The following is a 19,227-nucleotide window of genomic DNA, read 5'->3' on the forward strand; positions in this document are numbered from 1 at the left end:
TCCCCTGACGAACGGAGTCCGTCGTGAGCACGCTCTTCCAGCCCCTCACCCTGCGCGAGACGACCATCCCGAACCGGGTGTGGATGACCCCCATGTGCCAGTACTCGGCCGAGTCGGAGGGCCCCCTCACCGGCGCCCCGAACGACTGGCACTTGGCGCACTACGGAGCACGGGCCACCGGCGGCACCGGCCTGATCGTGACCGAGGCCACCGCGGTCTCGCCCGAGGGCCGGATCTCCCCGTACGACCTCGGCCTGTGGAACGACACCCAGGTGGAGGCCTTCCGGCGGATCACCCGTTTCCTCGTCGCACAGGGCACCGTGCCGGGGGTCCAGCTCGCGCACGCCGGCCGCAAGGCCTCCACCGAGCGGACGTGGAAGGGCGGCGCGCCGATCGGTCCGGAGGCCCACGGCTGGCAGCCGCTGGGCCCGAGCGCGGTGCCGTTCGACGAGCGCCACCCGGTCCCCACCGAGCTGGCGGTCGAGCAGATCGGCGAGATCGTCGGGCAGTTCGCAGCCGCCACGCGGCGGGCGCACGCCGCGGGCTTCGAGGTCGTCGAGGTCCACGGCGCCCACGGCTATCTGATCAACCAGTTCCTGTCCCCGCACTCCAACCACCGCACCGACGCCTACGGCGGCTCCTACGAGAACCGCACCCGGTTCGCCCTGGAGGTCGTGGACGCCGTACGCGAGGTCTGGCCCGACGACAAGCCGGTGTTCTTCCGGATCTCCGCGACCGACTGGCTCCAGGACGGCGGCTGGACCGTCGAGGACACCGTCCGCTTCGCCCACGACCTGCACGCCCACGGCATCGACCTGCTGGACGTCTCCACCGGGGGCAACGCCGCCGGCGTCAGCATCCCGACCGGGCCGGGCTACCAGGTCCCGTTCGCCGCCCGGGTGAAGGCCGAGTCCCGGCTGCCGGTCAGCGCCGTGGGCCTGATCACCGAGGCCGGGCAGGCCCAGAAGATCGTGGCGAACGGTGAGGCCGACGCGGTCATGCTCGGCCGGGAGCTGCTGCGCGACCCGTCCTGGGCCCGGCGGACGGCACGCGAGCTGGGCGGCGAGGTCCGGGTGCCGGACCCGTATCACCGCTCGGTCTGACCCCGGCCGCCCCGTACCGGCCGACAGCCAGGGCGAGCCCGGCCCGGGCCGGGCGCGGTCCCCGGCCCGGGCCCGATCCGGCCGTCCGACGGGTCCCTGGGGACCCCATGGGTCCCGGCGGGCCCGTGCGGCCCCGCGGGCGGTGACCGGCGCCCGTCGCCGTCGGGCCCGGTGCCGTCCGGTCGGGAGCCGGTGGGGGCACGGTCCGTGCGATCGGGACGTGGACCGCGCGATCCAGGCGTGCTCCAGGCGGTCGGGCCGTGGTCGGTACGGTCGGGTACGTCGTTCGTCCGTCCCGTCGGTCGGGAGGGTGCGGTCGGGATGCGATCCGTCAGGTCGGGAGCAGGCGGCCGATCGTCTCCTCCAGGCGGGGCAGGGTGCGCTGGCCTGCCAGCGCCAGCGCTATCGCGGCCACGACGCCGGCCCAGGCGACCGGGCCGAGCGGGGTGCAGCCGACCAGGCGGCTGACACCCGGGGTCTGGACCACGGCGACGAGCGCCAGCGCCGAACCCAGCGAGGTGACCTGCACCAGGCGGCTGTCGCGCCGGTCGAGGAGGGTCTGCACGAGCTGGGTGCCGACGACCCCGCACAGCGCCATGGTGCTGGAGCGGCGGGCGGTGCCAGGGGTGAAGCGGCCGATCAGCCAGGCGGTGACCGCGCCGAGGCAGGTCGTCAGGGCCCGGTGCCGGATCTGCCGCAGCAGGGGCTCGCCCAGCACACCGGCCGCCTCCTCCACGTGGCCCAGGTCCGCCTCGCCCTCCTTCTCCGTCACCGCGACCGCCATCGACGGGAACAGGTCGGTGAACAGGTTCACCATGAGCATCTGCCGGGTGGACAGCGGCGCCCGCCCGGACAGCAGCGTGCCGATGATGCCGAACCCGACCTCGCCGGCGTTGCCGCCGATCAGGATGGCGATGGCGTCGGCCACGCTGTGCCACAGGGCGCGGCCCTCGCCGACCGCGTCGATCAGCACCGTCAGATCGTCGTCGGTCAGCACGATGTCCGCGGCGTTGCGCGCGGCGGCCGAGCCCCGCGCGTTGATGCCGACGCCGATGTCGGCGGCGCGGATGGCCGCGGCGTCGTTGGCGCCGTCGCCGACCATGCCCACCACCCGGCCCGCGTCCCGCAGCGCCTCCACGACCTGGAGTTTCTGCTCGGGCGCCACCCGGGCCACCACGCCGGCGTCGCGCAGCATCCGGGCCCGGGCCGCACGGTCCGCCGCGGCCAGTTCGTCCCCGGTGACCACCACGGTGTCCTCGGGCCAGCCCAGGTCGGCGGCGATGGACCGCGCGGTCTGCGGATGGTCGCCGGTGAGCATGACGGGTCGTACACCGGCCCCGTTGAGGCCGCTCACCAGCGCCGTGGAGGTCTCGCGCGGAACGTCGGAGAGCGCCAGCAGACCTGTGAATCTCAGCCCTTCCAGCTCCCGTTCGAGGGCGTCCGACTCCTGCTCGTCCGCGCCGAGCCGCCGTTCAGCCACCGCCAGGACCCGTAGGCCGCTCCCGGCCAGCGCGTGCGCGGAGTCGGCGGCGTGCTCGGGAAGGCCGGCGCAGGCGGGCAGCACGGTCTCCGGGGCGCCCTTGACCACGAGCACGGGGGGCCCGTCGCCGCTGCGGCCCACGGCGGCGGCGTAACCGCGCGCGGCCTCGAACGGCAGGTCGGCGAGCTGGGTCCAGTCCGGGTCAGGGCCCGCCGCGGCGAGGACGGCCTCGTCGGTGGCGTGCACCGGCCGGCCGGAGCCGCTGATCAGCTGGGGGCAGGCCCGCGCGGCGGCCCGTACGGTGCCCCGCGAGCCGGCGTCGTCCACGCCGTGGATCGTGCCGTCGGCGTCGCAGGTCCGCACCAGACGCAGCCGGTTCTCGGTGAGCGTGCCGGTCTTGTCGAAGCAGATGGTGTCCATGCGGCCCAGCGCCTCCAGCGTGCGCGGGGTGCGGACCAGTACACCGCCGCGGCTCAACCGCCGGGCGGCCGCGAGCTGAGCGACGGTCGCCACCAGGGGCAGCCCTTCGGGTACGGCCGCCACGGCCACCGCGACCCCGCCGCTGACCGCCTCACGGATCGGGGTGCCGCGCAGCAGTGCCAGGCCGGTCACCGCGGCGCCGCCCGCCAGGGTCAGCGGCAGTGCCTTGCGGGTCAGTTCCTGGAGCCTGGCCTGTACGCCCGCGGCCGGGGGCGTACGGGACGCGAGGTGGACGGCGCGGGCGGCCTCGGTGCGTTCACCGGTGTCGACGACGATGGCCCGGGCCTGTCCCGCGGCCACGGTCGTCCCCTCGAAGACCATGCAGCTGCGGTCGGCGACGGGGGCGTGCGGGGTGGGGTCCGTCTGCTTCTCCACCGGCAGTGATTCGCCGGTCAGGGCCGACTCGTCCACCTCCAGGCCGTCCTGCCACAGCAGCCGCGCGTCGGCGGGAACCACGTCGTCCGCCTTGAGCTGGATGACGTCGCCGGGCCGGAGCCGGCCCGCCTCCACGGTGCGGGTGCCGCCCGCCGGGGCCTCGCTCTCCGGCGGCACGAGCCGTGCCTTCTGTTTCTGGTCCGCGACCAGTCCGGAGAGCGCCCGCTCGGCGCGCAGCCGCTGGATGCCGCCGACCAGGGCGTTCAGATCGAGGGCGCCTAGGACGAGCAGCGCGTCCGCGACGGAGCCGAGGATCGCCGACGCCGCCGAGCCGACCGCCAGCACCGGGGTGAGCGGGTCCTGGAGTTCGCCGCGGACGGCGCGGCCGAGCCGGTAGGACCAGCGGGCGGGGGCGGCGGCCGGGTGCCCGGTGACGCGTCGGGCCGCCTTGCGCACCCGGGTGGTCAGCTCCTCGAAGGGGCCCGGCTCGGCTGCCGGTTCGTGGGCCAGCCGTTCGCGGGCCTGGTCGGGGTCCAGCTCGTGCCAGTGCACGCGGGGGCGCGGGTGCGGGGCGCCGGCCGCCGCCACGGCGAGCGCGGCGCGTGCCCCGGAGAACAGGGCCGCCGCGGCGCCCGCGTCGACGGGCGCGTGCCGGAGTCCCGGCAGGAGGGAACGGCGTCCGCGTCCGCCGCCGGACTCGCCGACGGCCACGAGCAGCCCGGACAGCGCGGCACCGGAACGGGCCAGCGTCTGGGCGCGATGACCGACCGCGCGGGCGGCCGGGATCGCGGTCAGCACCCGCCACACGTCCGGCAGGCCGTGCAACGCCAGGATGTCCGCGCCCCACACCACGGCTCCGTCCCGGTCCGTCATGGCGACCGCGATGTCGGCGGCGCGCAGCGCGGCCAGGACGTCGCGCCGGCCCGCCTCGCGGACCCGGGCGACCACCAGCACGGCACCCCCGTCGCCGCGCGCCTCGTACACGACGTCGTCCAGTGGACGGCGGGCGTCGACGACCTGGTCCGCGAGTCCGGTGAAGTCCTCCAGCGCGGGGTCGTCCACGACCACCACCCGCAGACCGGCCCGGCGGGCCGCGTCGAGCACCGGTTCGGTCCACGGGTCGGCCTCGCCCTCCTCGGTGCACAGCGCGCCGGGGTGCAGGACGACCGTGCCGGCCAGCTCCAGCTGGCGCAGCCGGGCCGGGTCGCGGACCAGGACGCCGGTACGGGCCAGCGCGGCGCTGAGTACGGCGTGGAAGGCGGCGGGACCGTAACGGGCGGCCTTCGGGGAGCCGGAGAGCACCGCCTCCGCCGCCTCCGAGCCGTCGTGCTTGACGAGCAGGGTCGCCGCCGCGCCCAGCAGACTGCCCGCGGAGGCGTGGGAGGCGTACTCCTGAGCCGGGGACTCGCGCAGCGGCGGGCGTGGCGGGCCCTCCGGGGCGAGGCTGATCCGCTCGGGTGCGCACAGTTCGTCGTGCACCGCGTCGAAGGCGGCCGAACGGGCCACCGTCTCGGCCACCTGGCAGGCCCGCAGGACACCGTCGAGCACCAGGGAGGTGGGGGTCTGCCCGGCGCCGTGCACGGCGGCGTTCGCACAGGCCAGCAGGAGGTCCATCCGGGAGTCGCCGAGCCGGGCGCGCAGCCAGGCGCGGAAGCGCGGGTTCTCCCGCAGCAGTGTCACCAGCGCCGTCACCATCCGGGGTGAGGGCGGCAGCCGCAGCGCGTACGCGGCGAGGGCGACGCCGATGCCCGCGCCGTCGGCCGCGAGTGTGACCGTCGCGGCGCGCACACCGGCCGGGTCGGCCGGATGCGTGGTCTCCTCCACGTCCTCGCCCGCCAGGACGAGGCCGTGTTGTCCGGCCAGCTCGGCCGCGTGCGCCATGACGCGGTCGGTGGCCTCCTCCTCGGTGGCGGTCACGACCAGGCGGGCCAGCCCCTGGTCCCAGTAGGCGACGAGCACATCGGGGTGCTCCGCCAGCGCCGCGGCCATCCGGCGCGCGAGATGCCCCGTGCCGCCGGCGCGGCGCGCCTCCTCGTGTTCGAGGGGTCGCAGCGCCAGGTGGGCACGGGTGCCGGACCGCCAGTGATCGCCGCTCCACGGCAGCGCGTTGCGGGCCACCCGCACGACCCGCGCGGCGGCGTCCGCACCGCGCACGCCCGCGCGTGCCGTTCCGGCGGCGGCCGAAGGTGCCGTCAGCAGGCCGGAGACCATGACCCTCCTCAGAGCGTGGTGCGGTCGGGTCGCGCGGTCGGACCGAGGGGCCCGGGCGACGTCGTGGGCGCCGGCGCCCCGCCGCCGGGAGCCGCCCCGGGTGCAGCGGACGCCTCGCTGCCTTCGGCGTCCCCGGCCCCGGCGGGCGTTCCTGTTGCGCGGTGCTCGGTCGCCTTCTCCTTCACGGGTACCGGTCCGGGGCCTTCCGCGCCGGAGCGGAGGGCCGCGGTGCCGAGATCGTGCGCGGGTTCGGGGTGGGGTGTGTCCGCGTCCACGGCGCCCTGCCCGACGTCCGGCCGCGGGGCGGGCCGGGGCTGGGTGAACCAGGCGACCGCCGCTCCGGTGAGGGCCACGGGCCACTCCACCACGCCCGCGGCACCGAGCAGCCCGGCCCCGGCGTACACCGCGACGCGCCGTCCGCGGGGCGAGACCGCGCCGACCTTGTCCAGGGTTCCCTCCGCCGCCCTGCCCACCGTCCCGGCGCCGGGCACCTTGCGCAGTACCGAGGCCGCGCCGCGCAGGGGCGCCGTGAGGACCGACGACGACTTCGTCTCAGTCATGACTCTCCTCGGGTGAGTTCGTCCCTTATATCCGTCGAGTTCCCTCGAGCGCACCGGTCATCCCCTCTGCGCGGGGGGAACGCCGTGCGCTTGCCGGAATACCTCGCCCTCTCCTGGCACGCCCCTTCTCCTGAGGCGATCCTTCTCCGGGACGCTCCTCCTCCGGGACGCTCCTCGGGCAGGCCTTTGACGAACGGCCTTCTCCCAGGGAACGCCACGGATCCCGCCCACGCCACCCGTCCCGCCCGCGCCACCCGTCCCGCAGGGCCCGGACCACGGGGGCCCGGAGCCGGACCGCCCGCGGTCCGGAGCATTCCGGGGGGCCGGGTCACCCGGGGGGCCGGGCGTCTCGCCGGGCTGGGCGGACAGCCCCTTCGGTACGGCGGCGGTGAGGAGGCGTATCCCTGCGGGTCGAGGTGCAGCCGGTCACCGGCGCGCAGGGCGGGCAGCAGCCGGTCCGGGGCGGCGGGGACGAGTACCGCCCGGTCGAAGTCGACCACCGCGCCGAAGTGGCCGGGGTGCGGATCCATGCGATGACCCGCCGCCTCGCACCACCTTCCGCGCAAGCGGTCCCCACCCGGTCGGGCCGGCTGGAAACAGGGCGCGCGAGGCGTTGACCAGAAAGCGCTTACCATCTACGGTCCGTTCATCAGCCTGACCACCGAACCGCAACGGCGGCCCTGGCTGCAGCACGGGCGCACTCCGCGTTCCGCGCAGTGGCAGCCCTTCACGTACATGTCCGATCCCCACTCGGAAGAAGGCATCCGGGACATGACCTCACACGCATCCCCACGCGCCCTGCTGGGCGGACTGGCCGCACTCGGCCTCGCATTTGGCATGATCATGACATTCGAGACGCCGGCCGGTGCGACCACCTGGCCCTCGGCCAACGGCAGCCAGGCCGTCTCCTCCACCATCTCGGTGTCCGGCACCAAGGACTACGGGATGAAACGGCTGTACGGCAGCGGCGACCTCGGCTCCGGCAGTCAGGACGAGGACCAGGGCCCCATCCTCGAGCTGGCACCCGGCGCCGTCGTCAAGAACGTCATCATCGGCGCTCCCGCCGCGGACGGCATCCACTGCCTGGGCAGCTGCACGCTCCAGAACGTCTGGTGGGAGGACGTGGGCGAGGACGCGGCCACCTTCCTCGGCTCCTCGCCGTCCAACGTCTACACCGTGAGCGGCGGCGGGGCGAAGGAGGCCAGCGACAAGGTGTTCCAGTTCAACGGCGCGGGCACGCTGAACGTCTCCGGCTTCGCCGTGAAGAACTTCGGCACCTTCGCCCGGTCCTGCGGCAACTGCAAGACGCAGTACAAGCGGACCATCAACCTCAGCGGCATCGAGGCCACCTACAAGGGCAACAAGCTCGTCGGCATCAACACCAACTACGGCGACACCGCGACGCTGAGGAACGTCACCATCGTCGGGGACACCGGCAAGAAGATCATTCCGTGCCAGAAGTACACCGGCAACAACACCGGCAAGGAGCCCACCACGAACGGCTCCGGGCCCGACGGCACGTACTGCAAGTACTCCGGCTCGGACATCACCTACAAGTGAGCGCCGGCTGAGCTTCCGGGGGCGTCACGGCGCCCCCGGAACGCGCGGCGTCATCGACGGCCGCCCTCCTGCCCGGCCCTCGATCGCCGCCCGTTCATCCCTCCCCTTCCGTCCGCCCGCCGAGCGCTCCGGCCAGCTCCCGGCGGTAGGCGGCGTAGGCCGTGCGCAGGGCCTCCCCCGGCCAGCCGGCCGGCAGCAGCGCCGGCGGCAGTACGGGGTCGGTGAGCAGGTGGCGTACGGCCGCCGCGTAGGCGGTGAGGCGTACGGCCGGGTGGCCGGCGCCGGTGGCGTGGACCAGGAGGGAACGCGCCGTGTCCGCCCAGTCCCCCAGCGGCCAGAGCCGCGCGCAGAGGTCGCCCGGGGGCTCCTCGGGCCGCGCGCGGTACGTCAGGGCCACCTCGCGCAGGCCGGCCGGCAGGGGGCGGTCGAGATTGGCCGGACGCAGCCAGACGCCTTCGCGGAGTTCGGCCAGGCGCAGGGCGGTGAGCCGGGCGCGCAGGTCGGCACGTTCGGCGGGGCCGCGGCCCGTCGCCGTGATCACCGCCATCTCCCAATCGCCCTCCCACGCGCGCGTGCGGGGGTGCACCGCGTCGTCCTGGCGGCGCTGTCGGGCCAGCAGCCGGTCACTGAGCCGGTAGACGGCGTCCGCGCGCCGGAGGTCGCCGGCGGTGACCATCCGGCTCAGCGCGGCCCGCAGCGTGGAGCCTGCGACCCCGAACGGCTCCACGAGCCGCACCAGGTCCTTCACCGGCAGCTCCGGCGGATGCGCGCCGAGCAGCAGGCTGAGGACGACCGACCGGGCGGACAGCGGCCGCAGGCCGGCCGGCTCCGGCTCGGCCGAGAGGTTCATGCGCATGGGCCCGTACTGTACGTGCGCCTCCTTGTTGCAATATTGCTACGGCCGCAGAGAGGGTGCAACATGCTGCTATGGCCTCGATTCCCACGCAGCCGCAGTCGCAGTCAGAGCCGCGGCCCTCGTCGCAGCTCCAGCAGCCGTACGCCACGCACGACGTCACCAACCAGGCCCCGCCACTCGCCCCGTACGACGCCGCCGAGGACGCGGCCCTGCTCGAAGGGCTGCGCCGGGAGGGCGCCGGCTGGGCGGAGGAGGACGTCCGGCGGCTGGGGACGCGGGCCGGCGGCGTGGAGGCACAGGAGTGGGGCGAGCAGGCGAATCGGCACGAGCCCGTGCTGCGCACCCACGACCGCTTCGGCCACCGCGTCGACGAGGTCGAGTTCCATCCCAGCTGGCACCACCTGATGCGCACCGCGGTCGCCGAGGGCCTGGCCGGCGCGCCGTGGGGCGACGGCCGGCCGGGAGCGCACGTGGCCCGGACCGCAGGCGGGCTGGTGTGGGGACACACGGAGGCCGGACACGGCTGCCCGACGTCGATGACGTACGCCGCCGTCCCCGCCCTGCGCGCGCAGCCGGATCTCGCCAAGGTGTACGAGCCTTTGCTCACCAGCCGGGAGTACGACCCCGAGTTGCGCGTCCCCACCGACAAACCCGGGCTGCTCGCCGGCATGGGCATGACGGAGAAGCAGGGCGGTTCCGACGTCCGGACGAACACCACCGCGGCCACGCCCACCGGTGAGCCGGGCGTGTACATGCTGCGCGGGCACAAGTGGTTCACCTCGGCGCCGATGTGCGACGTCTTCCTGGTGCTCGCGCAGGCCCCGGGCGGGCTCTCCTGCTTCCTGGTGCCGCGCGTCCTGCCGGACGGCACCCGCAACACCTTCCGCATCCAGCGCCTGAAGGACAAACTGGGCAACCGGTCCAACGCCTCCTCCGAACCGGAGTTCGACCGGACCGTGGCCTGGCTGGTGGGGCCGGAGGGGCGGGGTGTGAAGACCATCATCGAGATGGTCAACTGCACCCGGCTCGACTGTGTGATGTCTTCGGCGACCCTCATGCGCAAGACGCTGGTCGAGGCCGGACATCACACCCGGTACCGCAGCGCGTTCGGTGCCCGGCTGCTCGACCAGCCGCTGATGCGCAACGTCCTGGCCGATCTCGCGCTGGAGTCGGAGGCGGCGACGACTCTCACGCTGCGGCTGGCCGGCGCGGCGGACCGCGCGGTGCGCGGGGACGCCGGAGAGCGGGCGTTCCGGCGCATCGCCACCGCCGTCGGCAAGTACTGGGTCACCAAGCGGGGCCCGGCCTTCACCGCCGAGGCTCTGGAATGCCTGGGCGGCAACGGGTACGTCGAGGAGTCGGGCATGCCCCGGCACTACCGGGAGGCCCCGCTGCTGTCGATCTGGGAAGGCTCCGGGAACGTCAACGCGCTCGACGTACTGCGCGCCCTGAGCCGTGAACCGGACGCCGCCGAGGCGCTGTTCGCCGAACTCGCCCTCGCGCGCGGCGCGGACCCACGCCTCGACACGGCCGTGACCGCGCTCAAGGACCAACTGGCCGGAACCGATCAGACGGGCGCCCGCCGGGTGGTCGAGCGGATGGCGCTCGCGCTCCAGGCCTCACTGCTCGTCCGGCACGCTCCGCACCCGGTCGCGGACGCCTTCTGCGCGACCCGGCTGGGCGGCGACTGGGGACACTCCTTCGGCACGCTTCCCGCGGGCACCGACCTCGGCAGCATCCTGGAGCGCGCCCTTCCCGGCCGGAACTGAACCCTCCCCGCGCGCGTGCGGGCAAGCTCGCCGCGTGGCCGGTGACCGCCGACGGATCGCACACAGTCAGCATCCGTTTCCGGACCACCGTCGGTGCCGTGGTGCACACTCGCGATCAAAGGTCGCTCGCCTGGGGAGGACAACGTGTTCACGGGGATCGACGAGGTCGACTGGGCCACGCTGCGGCACGCGCACGGCAGCGCGGAGGACGTGCCCGGACGGTTACGGGCGCTGGCGTCCACGGACGCCGCCGAGCGGGCCACCGCGCTCGACGGGATGTACGGCGCGGTGCACCACCAGGGCAGGGTGTACGACTCGACGCTGGCCTGCGTCCCCTTCCTGTTCGCGCTCGCCGCACGTGAGGACGTGCCGGACCGGGGCGGCATCGTGGAACTCCTGGTCAGCATCGGCGGCCTCGACGGGACCGGCGGCACCGGCGGGAGCGGCGGCGTGGACGGGACCGGCGGCACCGGCGGCATGGACGGAGCCGGGGGTGCCGGCGGGAGGCGCGGCGTCGGCGGCCTGGGCGGCCTCGACCGGGAGAGCGGCGAGGACGGGGGCCGGGACCGGCGGGCGCGGGAGGCGGTCCGCGCGGGTGCCGATTTCTTCGTCCGGCTCGCCACGGACTCCGATCCGGCCGTGCGCCGGGCGGCGGCCGGCGCTGTGGTCCGCTTCCTGGACGAGCCGCCCCGGGTGCTGGAGCTGCTGCGGCGACGGCTGCGCGGGGAACGGGACGACTGTGTCCTGCTCGCCCTCGCGGAGGCCGTCGGCCTCTTCGCCCACCGGTACCCCGCGCACGCCGACGCCGCGGTGGCCCTCCTGGCCGAACAGAGCGGGCCGTCGTCCTCGCCCGCGCTCCGGCTCGCGGCACTGGGACAGCTCGCGCTCCGCGCGCCGGGCCGGCTCCCCGCCGGCCTGGTGCCGACGGCGGTCCGGCTGTTACGGGAGCGGTCCGCGCGCCGCGCCCTCGCCCGGGAGCACCGCGGCCCGGACACCCTGGTGGGCCGCATACGGCGGCTGCGGCCCTCCGACGAGGAGGGCGCCGCGCTGCTGCGCACGCTGCACAGCGCGCTCGGTGACCGGGTGACCGACCGGCTCGCCCTGCTCGCCGGGCAGTTGACCAGCCCTGACCCGGTGGACCGGTGCAATGCGGCGTGGATGTCGGCGGTCCTGTTCCGCGGCTGGCGCGGCGACCACAGCGGTGCGGTACGGCTCCTCGGTGCCCAACTGGGCACCGAGGAGGACCGGTTACGGGACGCGGCGGTCTCGGTCCTGGCGGAGCTGTACGCCCTGGCCGCGCCCGCCGCGGACGGCCTGCACGTGCTGGTGGCCACCCGGCCCGACCTGTGGACGCATCGCTGGGAGCGCTGCCCGCCGACGCTGGGCGGCCCGCTCAAGGCGCTGGCCAGGAGCGGCGATCGCCGCGCGGTCCCGGTCCTGGCGCAGCTCCTGGCCGGCCCGGCCGCACCCGTGGGCCTCGGCTTCGAGGTCGCGCACCTGGGCCGGGCCGCGCTTCCCCTGGCCCCCGCTCTGCGGCACCGGCTCGGCCGCATCCCGCTCGCCTCCCCCACCGCGCCCCGGCTCGCCGCGCCGCTGCTGACCGCGGTCAGGGCCACCGGCGACGCGGAGGCGGTCCCGGAGCTGCTACGGCTGCTGTCCGACACGCCCGACGGCCCGGGAGCGCGCGACGCGGTCGTCGGCCAGGTGATCGAGACGCTGACGGACCTGGGGGCCGCCGCGCAGGCGAGACCATCGCTCCGCCGGCTGCTGGGCACCCGGCACGCGGCCGTAGCGGCGGGCGCGCTGTGGTCGGCGGACGGGGACGTGTCCGCTGTACTCCCCGTCCTCGTCCGCGAGTTGACGCGGGCGGATCCGGTGGCCCGGCAGCACGCCGTCCGCGCGCTGGGCAGCATGGGGCCGGCCGCCCGCGCCGCCCTGCCCGGGTTGCGCCGGCTCGCCCGGTCGGGGCCGGCGCACGAAGCGGTACCGGCCGCGTGCGCGTGGTGGCGCGTGACCTCCGATCCGGGTCTCGTTCGGCCCGTGCTCCGGGCGGCCTGGGCGAAGGCCCCCCACACCCGTGTCCCCGTCGCCCGCTGCCTCGCCGTGATGGGCCCGGCCGCCGCGCCGCTCCGTGACCTGCTCACCTCGGAACTGGCCACGCCCCGCCGCCACGTGACCACCGGCGAGGGCGCGTACGGGAGCGGTGACATCCCGGCGGACGAGGAGTTGGTACGGCTGTGCCGCGAGGTGCTGGCGGCCCCGTGAGGAGTTGGTACGGCTGGCCGCGAGGTGCCGGCGGCCCTGTAGGGGCGTGCCGGGGACCAATGCGGCCACGGCGGGGCGACCGGCCCGACCCGACTGCCCCACCACGGAGCCGGAGCATCCCCGACGCGCCGACCGGTTCAGACCATGCGCCCCCACTGCGGGCCGAGTCGGGCCCACTCCGTGTCCCAGGCGTCCAGGCGGCGGCGCTCCAGGCGGGCTCGTGCGGCGAGGCCGCCGACGAAGGGTACGGCGCCGGTGCTCACGCCGACGAGGAGTCCCACCAGAGTGGCCCGGAAGGCGGCCTCGGACGCGGTCGTGGGACGGCTGACGAGGTGGCCCTGCGGATCGGTCCAGACGGTGAGCGGCGTGCCGCGGCTGACGCCGGGCTCCACCCGGACCCGGCCGGTGTGGGCGGAGCCGTCGGCCGTGGTCCAGCGGACCCTGGCCCAGAACCGCTCACGGGAGGAGGGGCGGCCGGTGGCGGTGCGGGTCGCCCCCGGGATACGGCCGGCCACCCGGGCGACAGCGGGGCGCCAGGTGGCACGCTCGCGGGCGAGTCCGTGCTCCACCGAGCGGGCCGCCGCCAGGCCGGCCGGCACTCCGGCCAGGACGGTCAGCAGCAAGGTGCCGAGCAGCACCCAGGCCTCCAGCACGTCGGCCCGGCGTCTGAGCGGGTTGCGCCGCCAGCGCCACAGCCACACCTTCGGACCACGGAACGCCTTCAAAGGCATCCTCCTCACGAGCGCACCGACCGGCCGGACCGCCCTCCCATACGGGGGAGATCGCTCCGTTGCTCACGACGAGCCGTCTCCCCGACGGTCGCACGAGACACCCCTCTCGCGCAGGCGCATGCCGGAACAGGCCCGGCCGATCCCCGCCCCGGGCCGACGACACGACTGTGACCTGCGGTGACACCTTCACCGGGGGAGAGTGTCAGTGGTGGGGTGCACACTGGCCGATATCTGGCGGCTACCTGGACGAAGACGTCCCGGAGGTGATCGGCATGGCCGAGGTACTGCTCGCGGTGGGCACCCGTAAAGGCCTGTTCATCGGGCGGAAGCGGGGCGGTGGCCCCTGGGAGTTCGACGAGAGTCCGTATTTCAACGCACAGGCGGTGTACTCGGTCGCGATCGACACCCGGGGCCCGCGGCCCCGGCTGCTGGCGGGCGGTGACAGCGCGCACTGGGGCCCGTCGGTGTTCCACTCCGACGACCTGGGCCGCACGTGGACCGAACCGGCGCAGCCGGCCGTCCGGTTCCCCAGGGACACCGGCGCCTCCCTGGAGCGTGTCTGGCAGTTGCACCCCGCCGCCGCCGAGCCCGACGTGGTGTACGCGGGCACGGAACCGGCGGCGCTGTACCGCTCGGTGGACCGAGGTGAGAGCTTCGAGCTGATCCGGCCGCTGTGGGAGCACCCGACCCGCTCGCACTGGGTGCCCGGCGGGGGCGGCGAGGGTCTGCACACGGTGCTCACCGACGCGCGCGACCCGCGGGCGGTGACCGTGGCGGTGTCGACGGCGGGGGTGTTCCGCACGGCGGACGGCGGGGCGAGCTGGGCTCCGTCCAACTCCGGTGTGTCCGCCGTCTTCCTGCCCGATCCGAACCCGGAGTTCGGCCAGTGCGTCCACAAGGTCGCCAGAGACGCGGGTGACCCGGACCGGCTGTATCTCCAGAACCACTGGGGCGTGTACCGCAGCGACGACGCGGCCGGGCACTGGACCGACATCGGCGAGGGCCTGCCGTCCACGTTCGGCTTCGCGGTGGCCGCGCATCCGAGCCGGGCCGGCACGGCGTACGTCTTCCCGATCAACGCCGACGCCGACCGGGTGCCCGCCGGGCACCGCTGCCGCGTCTTCCGTACCGCGGACGCGGGCGGCACGTGGGAGCCGTTGACCGAGGGGCTGCCGGAGGAGGACCACTACGGCACGGTGCTGCGGGACGCGCTGTGCACGGACGACGCCGACCCGGCGGGGGTGTACTTCGGCAACCGCAACGGCGAGGTGTTCGCATCGGCCGACGACGGCGACAGCTGGCGGCTGCTGGCCGCGCATCTCCCGGACGTGCTGTGCGTGCGGGCGGCGGGGGTCGGGTGAGCGGGCGCGCGGTCCATGGTGGACCGTTGAACAAGGCTCGCGGGGGACGGTGGCCGACTGAGCAGGGCACGCGGGGACGGTCGCCGACTGAGCGCGCGGGGCTTCGGACGGCGATGACCGGCTGGGCGGGGGTCAGGTGACGGTGGTCGGCTGACCGGGCTCGGGGGCCGCGGTGGACGGCTGGGCATGGCGCGCGGTGACTGTGGCCGGCTGAGCGAGACTCAGGACGGCGGCGGCCGGCTCCGAGCCTCGGGACGGCGACGGCCGGGCGGGCGGCGGTGGCCGGCGAGCGGGCGCACGGGTGGTCGGTGGTTGAACGGGCGCGCGGGACCGCGGGCGCCCGCGGGTCGTGCTCCGGCCATCGGTTGATCGCCGGCGGGCGCGCGGCAGTAGGGTGACGCCCGTGGCACCACGACCCTTGCATGAGATCGTCGAAGCGGGCTGGGCGAAGGCCCTGGAACCCGTCGCGGGACGGATCGCCGAGATGGGCGACTTCCTGCGCGCGGAGATCGCCGCGGGACGCACCTACCTCCCGGCCGGACCGAACGTCCTGCGGGCCTTCCAGCAACCCTTCGACGAGGTGAGGGTTCTGATCATCGGTCAGGACCCGTACCCCACCCCCGGGCACGCGGTGGGCCTGTCCTTCTCCGTCGCGCCCGAGGTGCGTCCACTGCCGCCGAGCCTGATCAACATCTTCCGCGAGCTGAACAGCGACCTGGGGCTGCCCCAGCCGTCCACCGGCGATCTCACGCCGTGGACGCGACAAGGCGTGCTGTTGCTCAACAGGGCGCTGACCACCGCGCCGCGCCGTCCCGGGGCGCACCGTGACAAGGGCTGGGAGGCGGTGACCGAGCAGGCGATCCGGGCCCTGGCGGCGCGCGGCAAGCCGCTGGTGTCCATCCTGTGGGGCCGCGACGCCCGTAACGCGCGTCCGCTGCTGGGCAGTCTGCCGGCGGTGGAGTCCGCGCATCCCTCGCCCAGATCGGCGGACGGCGGGTTCTTCGGCTCGCGCCCGTTCAGCCGGGCCAACGACCTGCTGATGCGGCAGGGCGGCCAGCCGGTGGACTGGCGCCTGCCGTGACCTCACCGGGGTTCCTCGCCGTGGACTCCGGTGGTTCCGGGCTGCGGGCCGCCGTCGGTGTCCCGGAGCGGGAGACCCCGCTCCGGCGGGAGATCCGGGAACCGGTGCGCACGGGTGCGCACGGCATCGATGCGGACCATTTCATGGAACTACTGCTCCCGGTGGCCCGTGCCATGGCCGCCGAGGCAGGGGTGGCCGAGCTGGGCACGGCCGTCGTCGGCGCCGCCGGGTTCGCCACCCTGGGCGACGCCCTGCGCGCCGAGCTGCCCGGGGCCCTGGCGCGGGAGCTGGGGGTGCGGACCGTGGCGCTCGCCGCGGACGCCGTCACCGCGTACGTCGGTGCCCTCGGGACTCGTCCGGGCGCGGTGCTGGCCGCGGGCACCGGGCTGATCGCCGTCGGCACGGATCTGCGGGACTGGCGGCGGGCCGACGGCTGGGGGCACCTGCTGGGCGACTGCGGCAGCGGAGCCTGGATCGGCCGGGCGGGTCTGGAGGCGGCGCTACGCGCCCACGACGGCCGGGACGGCGGCTCCGCGCCGCTGCTGGCCGGTGCCGAACGACAGTTCGGCCCGGTGCTCGGGCTGCCCGGTCTGCTCTATCCGCGCACCGACCGGCCCGCCGTGCTCGCCTCCTTCGCGCCCCGGGTGGCCGCGTGCGCCGGGCACGATCCGGTCGCCGCGGGCATCCTGCGCGCGGCGGCCCGGCACATGGCCGAGTCCGCCGCCGCCGTGTGCCCGGTCGGCGGGACACCCGACGTGGCGTTCACCGGCGGTCTGTTCACGATGGGTGACCCGCTCCTCGTCCCGCTGCGCGAGGAGCTGGCGCGCAGGCTGCCGCACGCCCGGCAGGTACCGGCCGAAGGGGACCCACTGGACGGCTCGGTGCGGATCGCCCGGGCGCTGGTGGCCGGCCGGCTCCCCCTGCCGGCCGAGACGACCATGCTCTGCGTCATCCGCGACCCTCACCAGGGGGTTGTTCCCCGTCGCGGCGGGTGATCGGCTCGGTGTGCCCTGAACATGCGTCAGTCATACGCAACTCATCAGACAAAACCGGACGGATACCGCTCACCTGCACCCTCCCCAAACGGCGTAGCCCGGTAAGCCAGTAACATTCGGCGCCATGAGCTCCCCCACTGGACCCGCGTCCGGCCTGCCCGTACGAATGCCGCGACCCCGCCAGCCCGGACGCCACCGCCGCCCGGAACCGCTGGTGGCTCCCGAGGGCGCGCCGGCGCTCGTCCTCGCGGTGCCTGGCGTGCCCAGCGCCGCCACGCGCAGTCTCGCCGAGGAGGTCGTGAGCATCGCCCGCTCCGAGCTGCCCGGCCTGGATGCCCGGATCGGGTACCTGGACGGGGACGACTCGGAGTTCGCCACGCTCCGCTCCGTGCTGGCGCGCGCGGCCGAGGAGCGCACCGCCCGTTATGAGCGCGCCGTCGCCGCCGGGGTCGAGGGGGTCAGGGAGCCCGACGGCCCGGTCGCCGTCGTCGTCCCGCTGCTGGCCGGTCCGGACGGCGCGCTGCTGCGTCACATCCGTCAGGCCGTCATGGACAGCCGGGTCGCCGCCGAACTGACCGATGTACTCGGCCCGCACCCGCTGCTCGCCGAGGCCCTGCACGTGCGGCTGTCCGAGGCGGGCCTGGCCCGTGCCGACCGCGCCCGGCTGTTCACGGTGGCCACCGCCGCCGACGGCATCATCCTGGCCTCCGTGGGCGGCGAGGAGGCGGTGCAGGCGGCCGGCATCACCGGCATGCTGCTCGCCGCGCGCCTGGCCGTGCCGGTGATGGCGGCGGCGCTGGACCAGGAGGGCTCCATCTCCTCGGTGGCCGAGCAGCTGCGTTCCTCGGGTTCGCAGCAGCTGGCCCTGGCGCCGTATCTGATCGGGCCGGAGATCGACCCGGTGCTGACGGCCGATGCGGCCGCGGAGGCGGGCTGCGCCACGGCCGAGGCGCTCGGCGCGTACCCGGCGATCGGCAAGTTGGCCCTCGCCAAGTACACGACGGCGCTGGGCATCGCCCCGCAGCAGGCACAGGGCGCGCCGGTCCGCTGACCCGCCGGCGTGGGTACGAAGCAGGGCCTGCTCCCGTGGCGGAGCGGGCCCTTCGGCGTGCCGGGGCGGGACCTTCGCCGCTTCGCGCGCGGACCCTTCACCGTGCCCGGCGTGCTCAGCCGAAGACGACGCAGGAGGCCGCGGCGACCCGCACCGAGCCGTCGTAGCGGGGCAGGCCCGTCGCCTCGTCCACGGTGAACCAGGTCACGTCCCCGGAGCGTTCGTTGGCGACGTACAGATGACCGTTGTGCTCGGCCAGGGCGCGCGGCCAGTGCCCGCCGCAGGGCACCGTGCCGATCAGCCGGAGGCTGTCGGCCCCGACGGCGAGCACCGACAGGACGTCCTCGCCGCGGGTCGCGGTCCACACGAAGCGGCCGTCGGGCGAGACGACGATCCCGGAGGGGTAGGCGTCCCCGGCGGGGGCGCCGGGCAGCAGGGGGACCTCGGTGAGCGGCTTCAGGGAGCCGGTACCGGCATCCCAGCGGCAGACGGTCACGGTGGGCGTCAGCTCGTTGACGACGTAGGCGTGCTCGCCGGCCGGGTGGAAGGCCAGGTGGCGCGGGCCGGAACCCGGACGCAGGGCGGTCTCGCGGTGCACGGCGGGAGTTCCGTCCACGAGGGTGCACACGCGGACCGAGTCCGTCCCGAGATCGACGCTGACGGCCCACCGGCCGCTGGGGTCGGCCTGGACCTGGTGGGCGTGCGGGCCGCGCTGACGCCGGTCGTGCGGGCCGGAGCCGCTGTGCCGGAGCCGGCCGGAAGCCCTGGCGGCGAGCGTGCCGTCGGGGCGCAGCGGTACGGCGGTGACGCTGCCGCAGCCGTAGTTGGCGGTCAGCACGTGCCCGGCGTACAGGCCGAGGTGGGTGGGGCCGCTGCCGTCCACCGGCACGGGCACGCCGGCGGGTTGTGGCCGGTCGCCGGTGACGCGGTAGGCGGCGACGGCGCCCTCTGCCGTCTCGCTGACCGCGTAGAGCGTGGCGCCGTCCGGTGACAGGGCCAGGTAGGACGGGTCGGGCAGGTCGTCCGCGGCGGCGACGACGGTGAGGGCGCCGCCGTGGGGCGCCACCTCGGCGGTCACCAGTCCGGGGCCGCCCGCCGCCGTGAACGAGCCGATGAACGCCCGGCGTCTGCCCGGCCTGCCGCCCTGTGCCACCGCTGTCCCCTCTCGGTCGAGCCAGTCCGGGGCCGACGGTAGCAGCCCCTCGCCTGCGGTCTAGACCAGCAGCGGGCGGCAGGCCGGTTCTTCACGCGGACGTGACACCCCACGCGCCCGGCAGGGCATTCGGCCGCCGGCACGCGCCCTGCAGGAGCCGGTGCGCGGGCGCCCCGCCATGCGGCGCGTTCAGCGG

13 protein-coding genes are annotated in these 19,227 nt (G+C 75.4%); 8 read left to right on the forward strand and 5 right to left on the reverse strand.

Annotated elements, in window-relative coordinates; all coding sequences use genetic code 11:
* The first annotated feature begins 23 nt into the window (after positions 1-23).
* Positions 24-1,103 (forward strand): NADH:flavin oxidoreductase/NADH oxidase, encoded by a 1,080-nt coding sequence (locus tag ACGFT1_RS02975; RefSeq protein ID WP_373907242.1) that lies wholly within the window; start codon positions 24-26, stop codon positions 1,101-1,103.
* Between the two features lie 331 nt (positions 1,104-1,434).
* Here ACGFT1_RS02975 and ACGFT1_RS02980 read toward each other — a convergent pair whose 3' ends face one another.
* Both ACGFT1_RS02980 and ACGFT1_RS02985 read right to left on the reverse strand, forming a co-directional pair.
* Positions 1,435-5,649, reverse strand: a complete 4,215-nt coding sequence (locus ACGFT1_RS02980) for an HAD-IC family P-type ATPase (protein ID WP_373907243.1) — start codon at positions 5,647-5,649, stop codon at positions 1,435-1,437.
* 8 nt (positions 5,650-5,657) lie between these two features.
* Positions 5,658-6,209, reverse strand: coding sequence for a hypothetical protein (locus tag ACGFT1_RS02985; RefSeq protein WP_373907244.1), 552 nt, complete (start codon positions 6,207-6,209; stop codon positions 5,658-5,660).
* Positions 6,210-6,980: 771 nt separating this feature from the next.
* Between ACGFT1_RS02985 and ACGFT1_RS02990 the strand changes: the two genes are divergently transcribed.
* The gene (locus ACGFT1_RS02990; protein WP_373907245.1) at positions 6,981-7,769 is read left to right on the forward strand and encodes a pectate lyase; all 789 of its coding nucleotides are present in this window, start codon (positions 6,981-6,983) and stop codon (positions 7,767-7,769) included.
* A 94-nt stretch (positions 7,770-7,863) separates the two neighbouring features.
* Here the strand turns inward: ACGFT1_RS02990 and ACGFT1_RS02995 are convergent, their stop codons facing one another.
* A complete protein-coding gene (locus ACGFT1_RS02995; RefSeq protein WP_373907246.1) occupies positions 7,864-8,625 on the reverse strand; it encodes a PaaX family transcriptional regulator C-terminal domain-containing protein in 762 nt (253 codons plus the stop codon).
* A 71-nt stretch (positions 8,626-8,696) separates the two neighbouring features.
* Between ACGFT1_RS02995 and ACGFT1_RS03000 the strand changes: the two genes are divergently transcribed.
* Together ACGFT1_RS03000 and ACGFT1_RS03005 are read left to right on the forward strand one after the other, a co-directional pair.
* Entirely contained in the window at positions 8,697-10,394 is a 1,698-nt protein-coding gene (locus tag ACGFT1_RS03000; protein ID WP_373907247.1) for a DNA alkylation response protein, read from the forward strand.
* Positions 10,395-10,538: 144 nt separating this feature from the next.
* Entirely contained in the window at positions 10,539-12,659 is a 2,121-nt protein-coding gene (locus ACGFT1_RS03005) for a HEAT repeat domain-containing protein (RefSeq protein WP_373907248.1), read from the forward strand.
* Positions 12,660-12,796: 137 nt separating this feature from the next.
* Here the strand turns inward: ACGFT1_RS03005 and ACGFT1_RS03010 are convergent, their stop codons facing one another.
* Positions 12,797-13,390, reverse strand: coding sequence for a hypothetical protein (locus tag ACGFT1_RS03010; protein ID WP_373907249.1), 594 nt, complete (start codon positions 13,388-13,390; stop codon positions 12,797-12,799).
* A 272-nt stretch (positions 13,391-13,662) separates the two neighbouring features.
* Here ACGFT1_RS03010 and ACGFT1_RS03015 point away from each other — a divergent pair, with 272 nt between their 5' ends.
* The 4 genes from ACGFT1_RS03015 to ACGFT1_RS03030 all read left to right on the forward strand — a co-directional run bounded on the left by ACGFT1_RS03015 (position 13,663) and on the right by ACGFT1_RS03030 (position 17,878).
* The gene (locus tag ACGFT1_RS03015) at positions 13,663-14,751 is read left to right on the forward strand and encodes a WD40/YVTN/BNR-like repeat-containing protein (RefSeq protein ID WP_373907250.1); all 1,089 of its coding nucleotides are present in this window, start codon (positions 13,663-13,665) and stop codon (positions 14,749-14,751) included.
* A 403-nt stretch (positions 14,752-15,154) separates the two neighbouring features.
* Complete coding sequence (locus ACGFT1_RS03020; RefSeq protein ID WP_373907251.1) at positions 15,155-15,832, forward strand: uracil-DNA glycosylase; 678 nt, start codon at positions 15,155-15,157, stop codon at positions 15,830-15,832.
* A complete protein-coding gene (locus ACGFT1_RS03025) occupies positions 15,829-16,827 on the forward strand; it encodes an N-acetylglucosamine kinase (protein ID WP_373907252.1) in 999 nt (332 codons plus the stop codon). Before ACGFT1_RS03020 ends, ACGFT1_RS03025 begins: the two co-directional genes overlap by 4 nt.
* Positions 16,828-16,951: 124 nt before the next feature.
* Positions 16,952-17,878: a sirohydrochlorin chelatase gene (locus ACGFT1_RS03030; protein WP_373907253.1), complete on the forward strand. Its 927-nt coding sequence runs from the start codon at positions 16,952-16,954 to the stop codon at positions 17,876-17,878.
* Positions 17,879-17,993: 115 nt separating this feature from the next.
* Here ACGFT1_RS03030 and ACGFT1_RS03035 read toward each other — a convergent pair whose 3' ends face one another.
* On the reverse strand, positions 17,994-19,031 hold the full coding sequence (locus ACGFT1_RS03035; RefSeq protein ID WP_373907254.1) for a lactonase family protein: 1,038 nt from the start codon (positions 19,029-19,031) through the stop codon (positions 17,994-17,996).
* Positions 19,032-19,227 lie beyond the last annotated feature (196 nt).

The organism is Streptomyces sp. Y20 (assembly GCF_043195475.1).
Classification (GTDB): domain Bacteria; phylum Actinomycetota; class Actinomycetes; order Streptomycetales; family Streptomycetaceae; genus Streptomyces.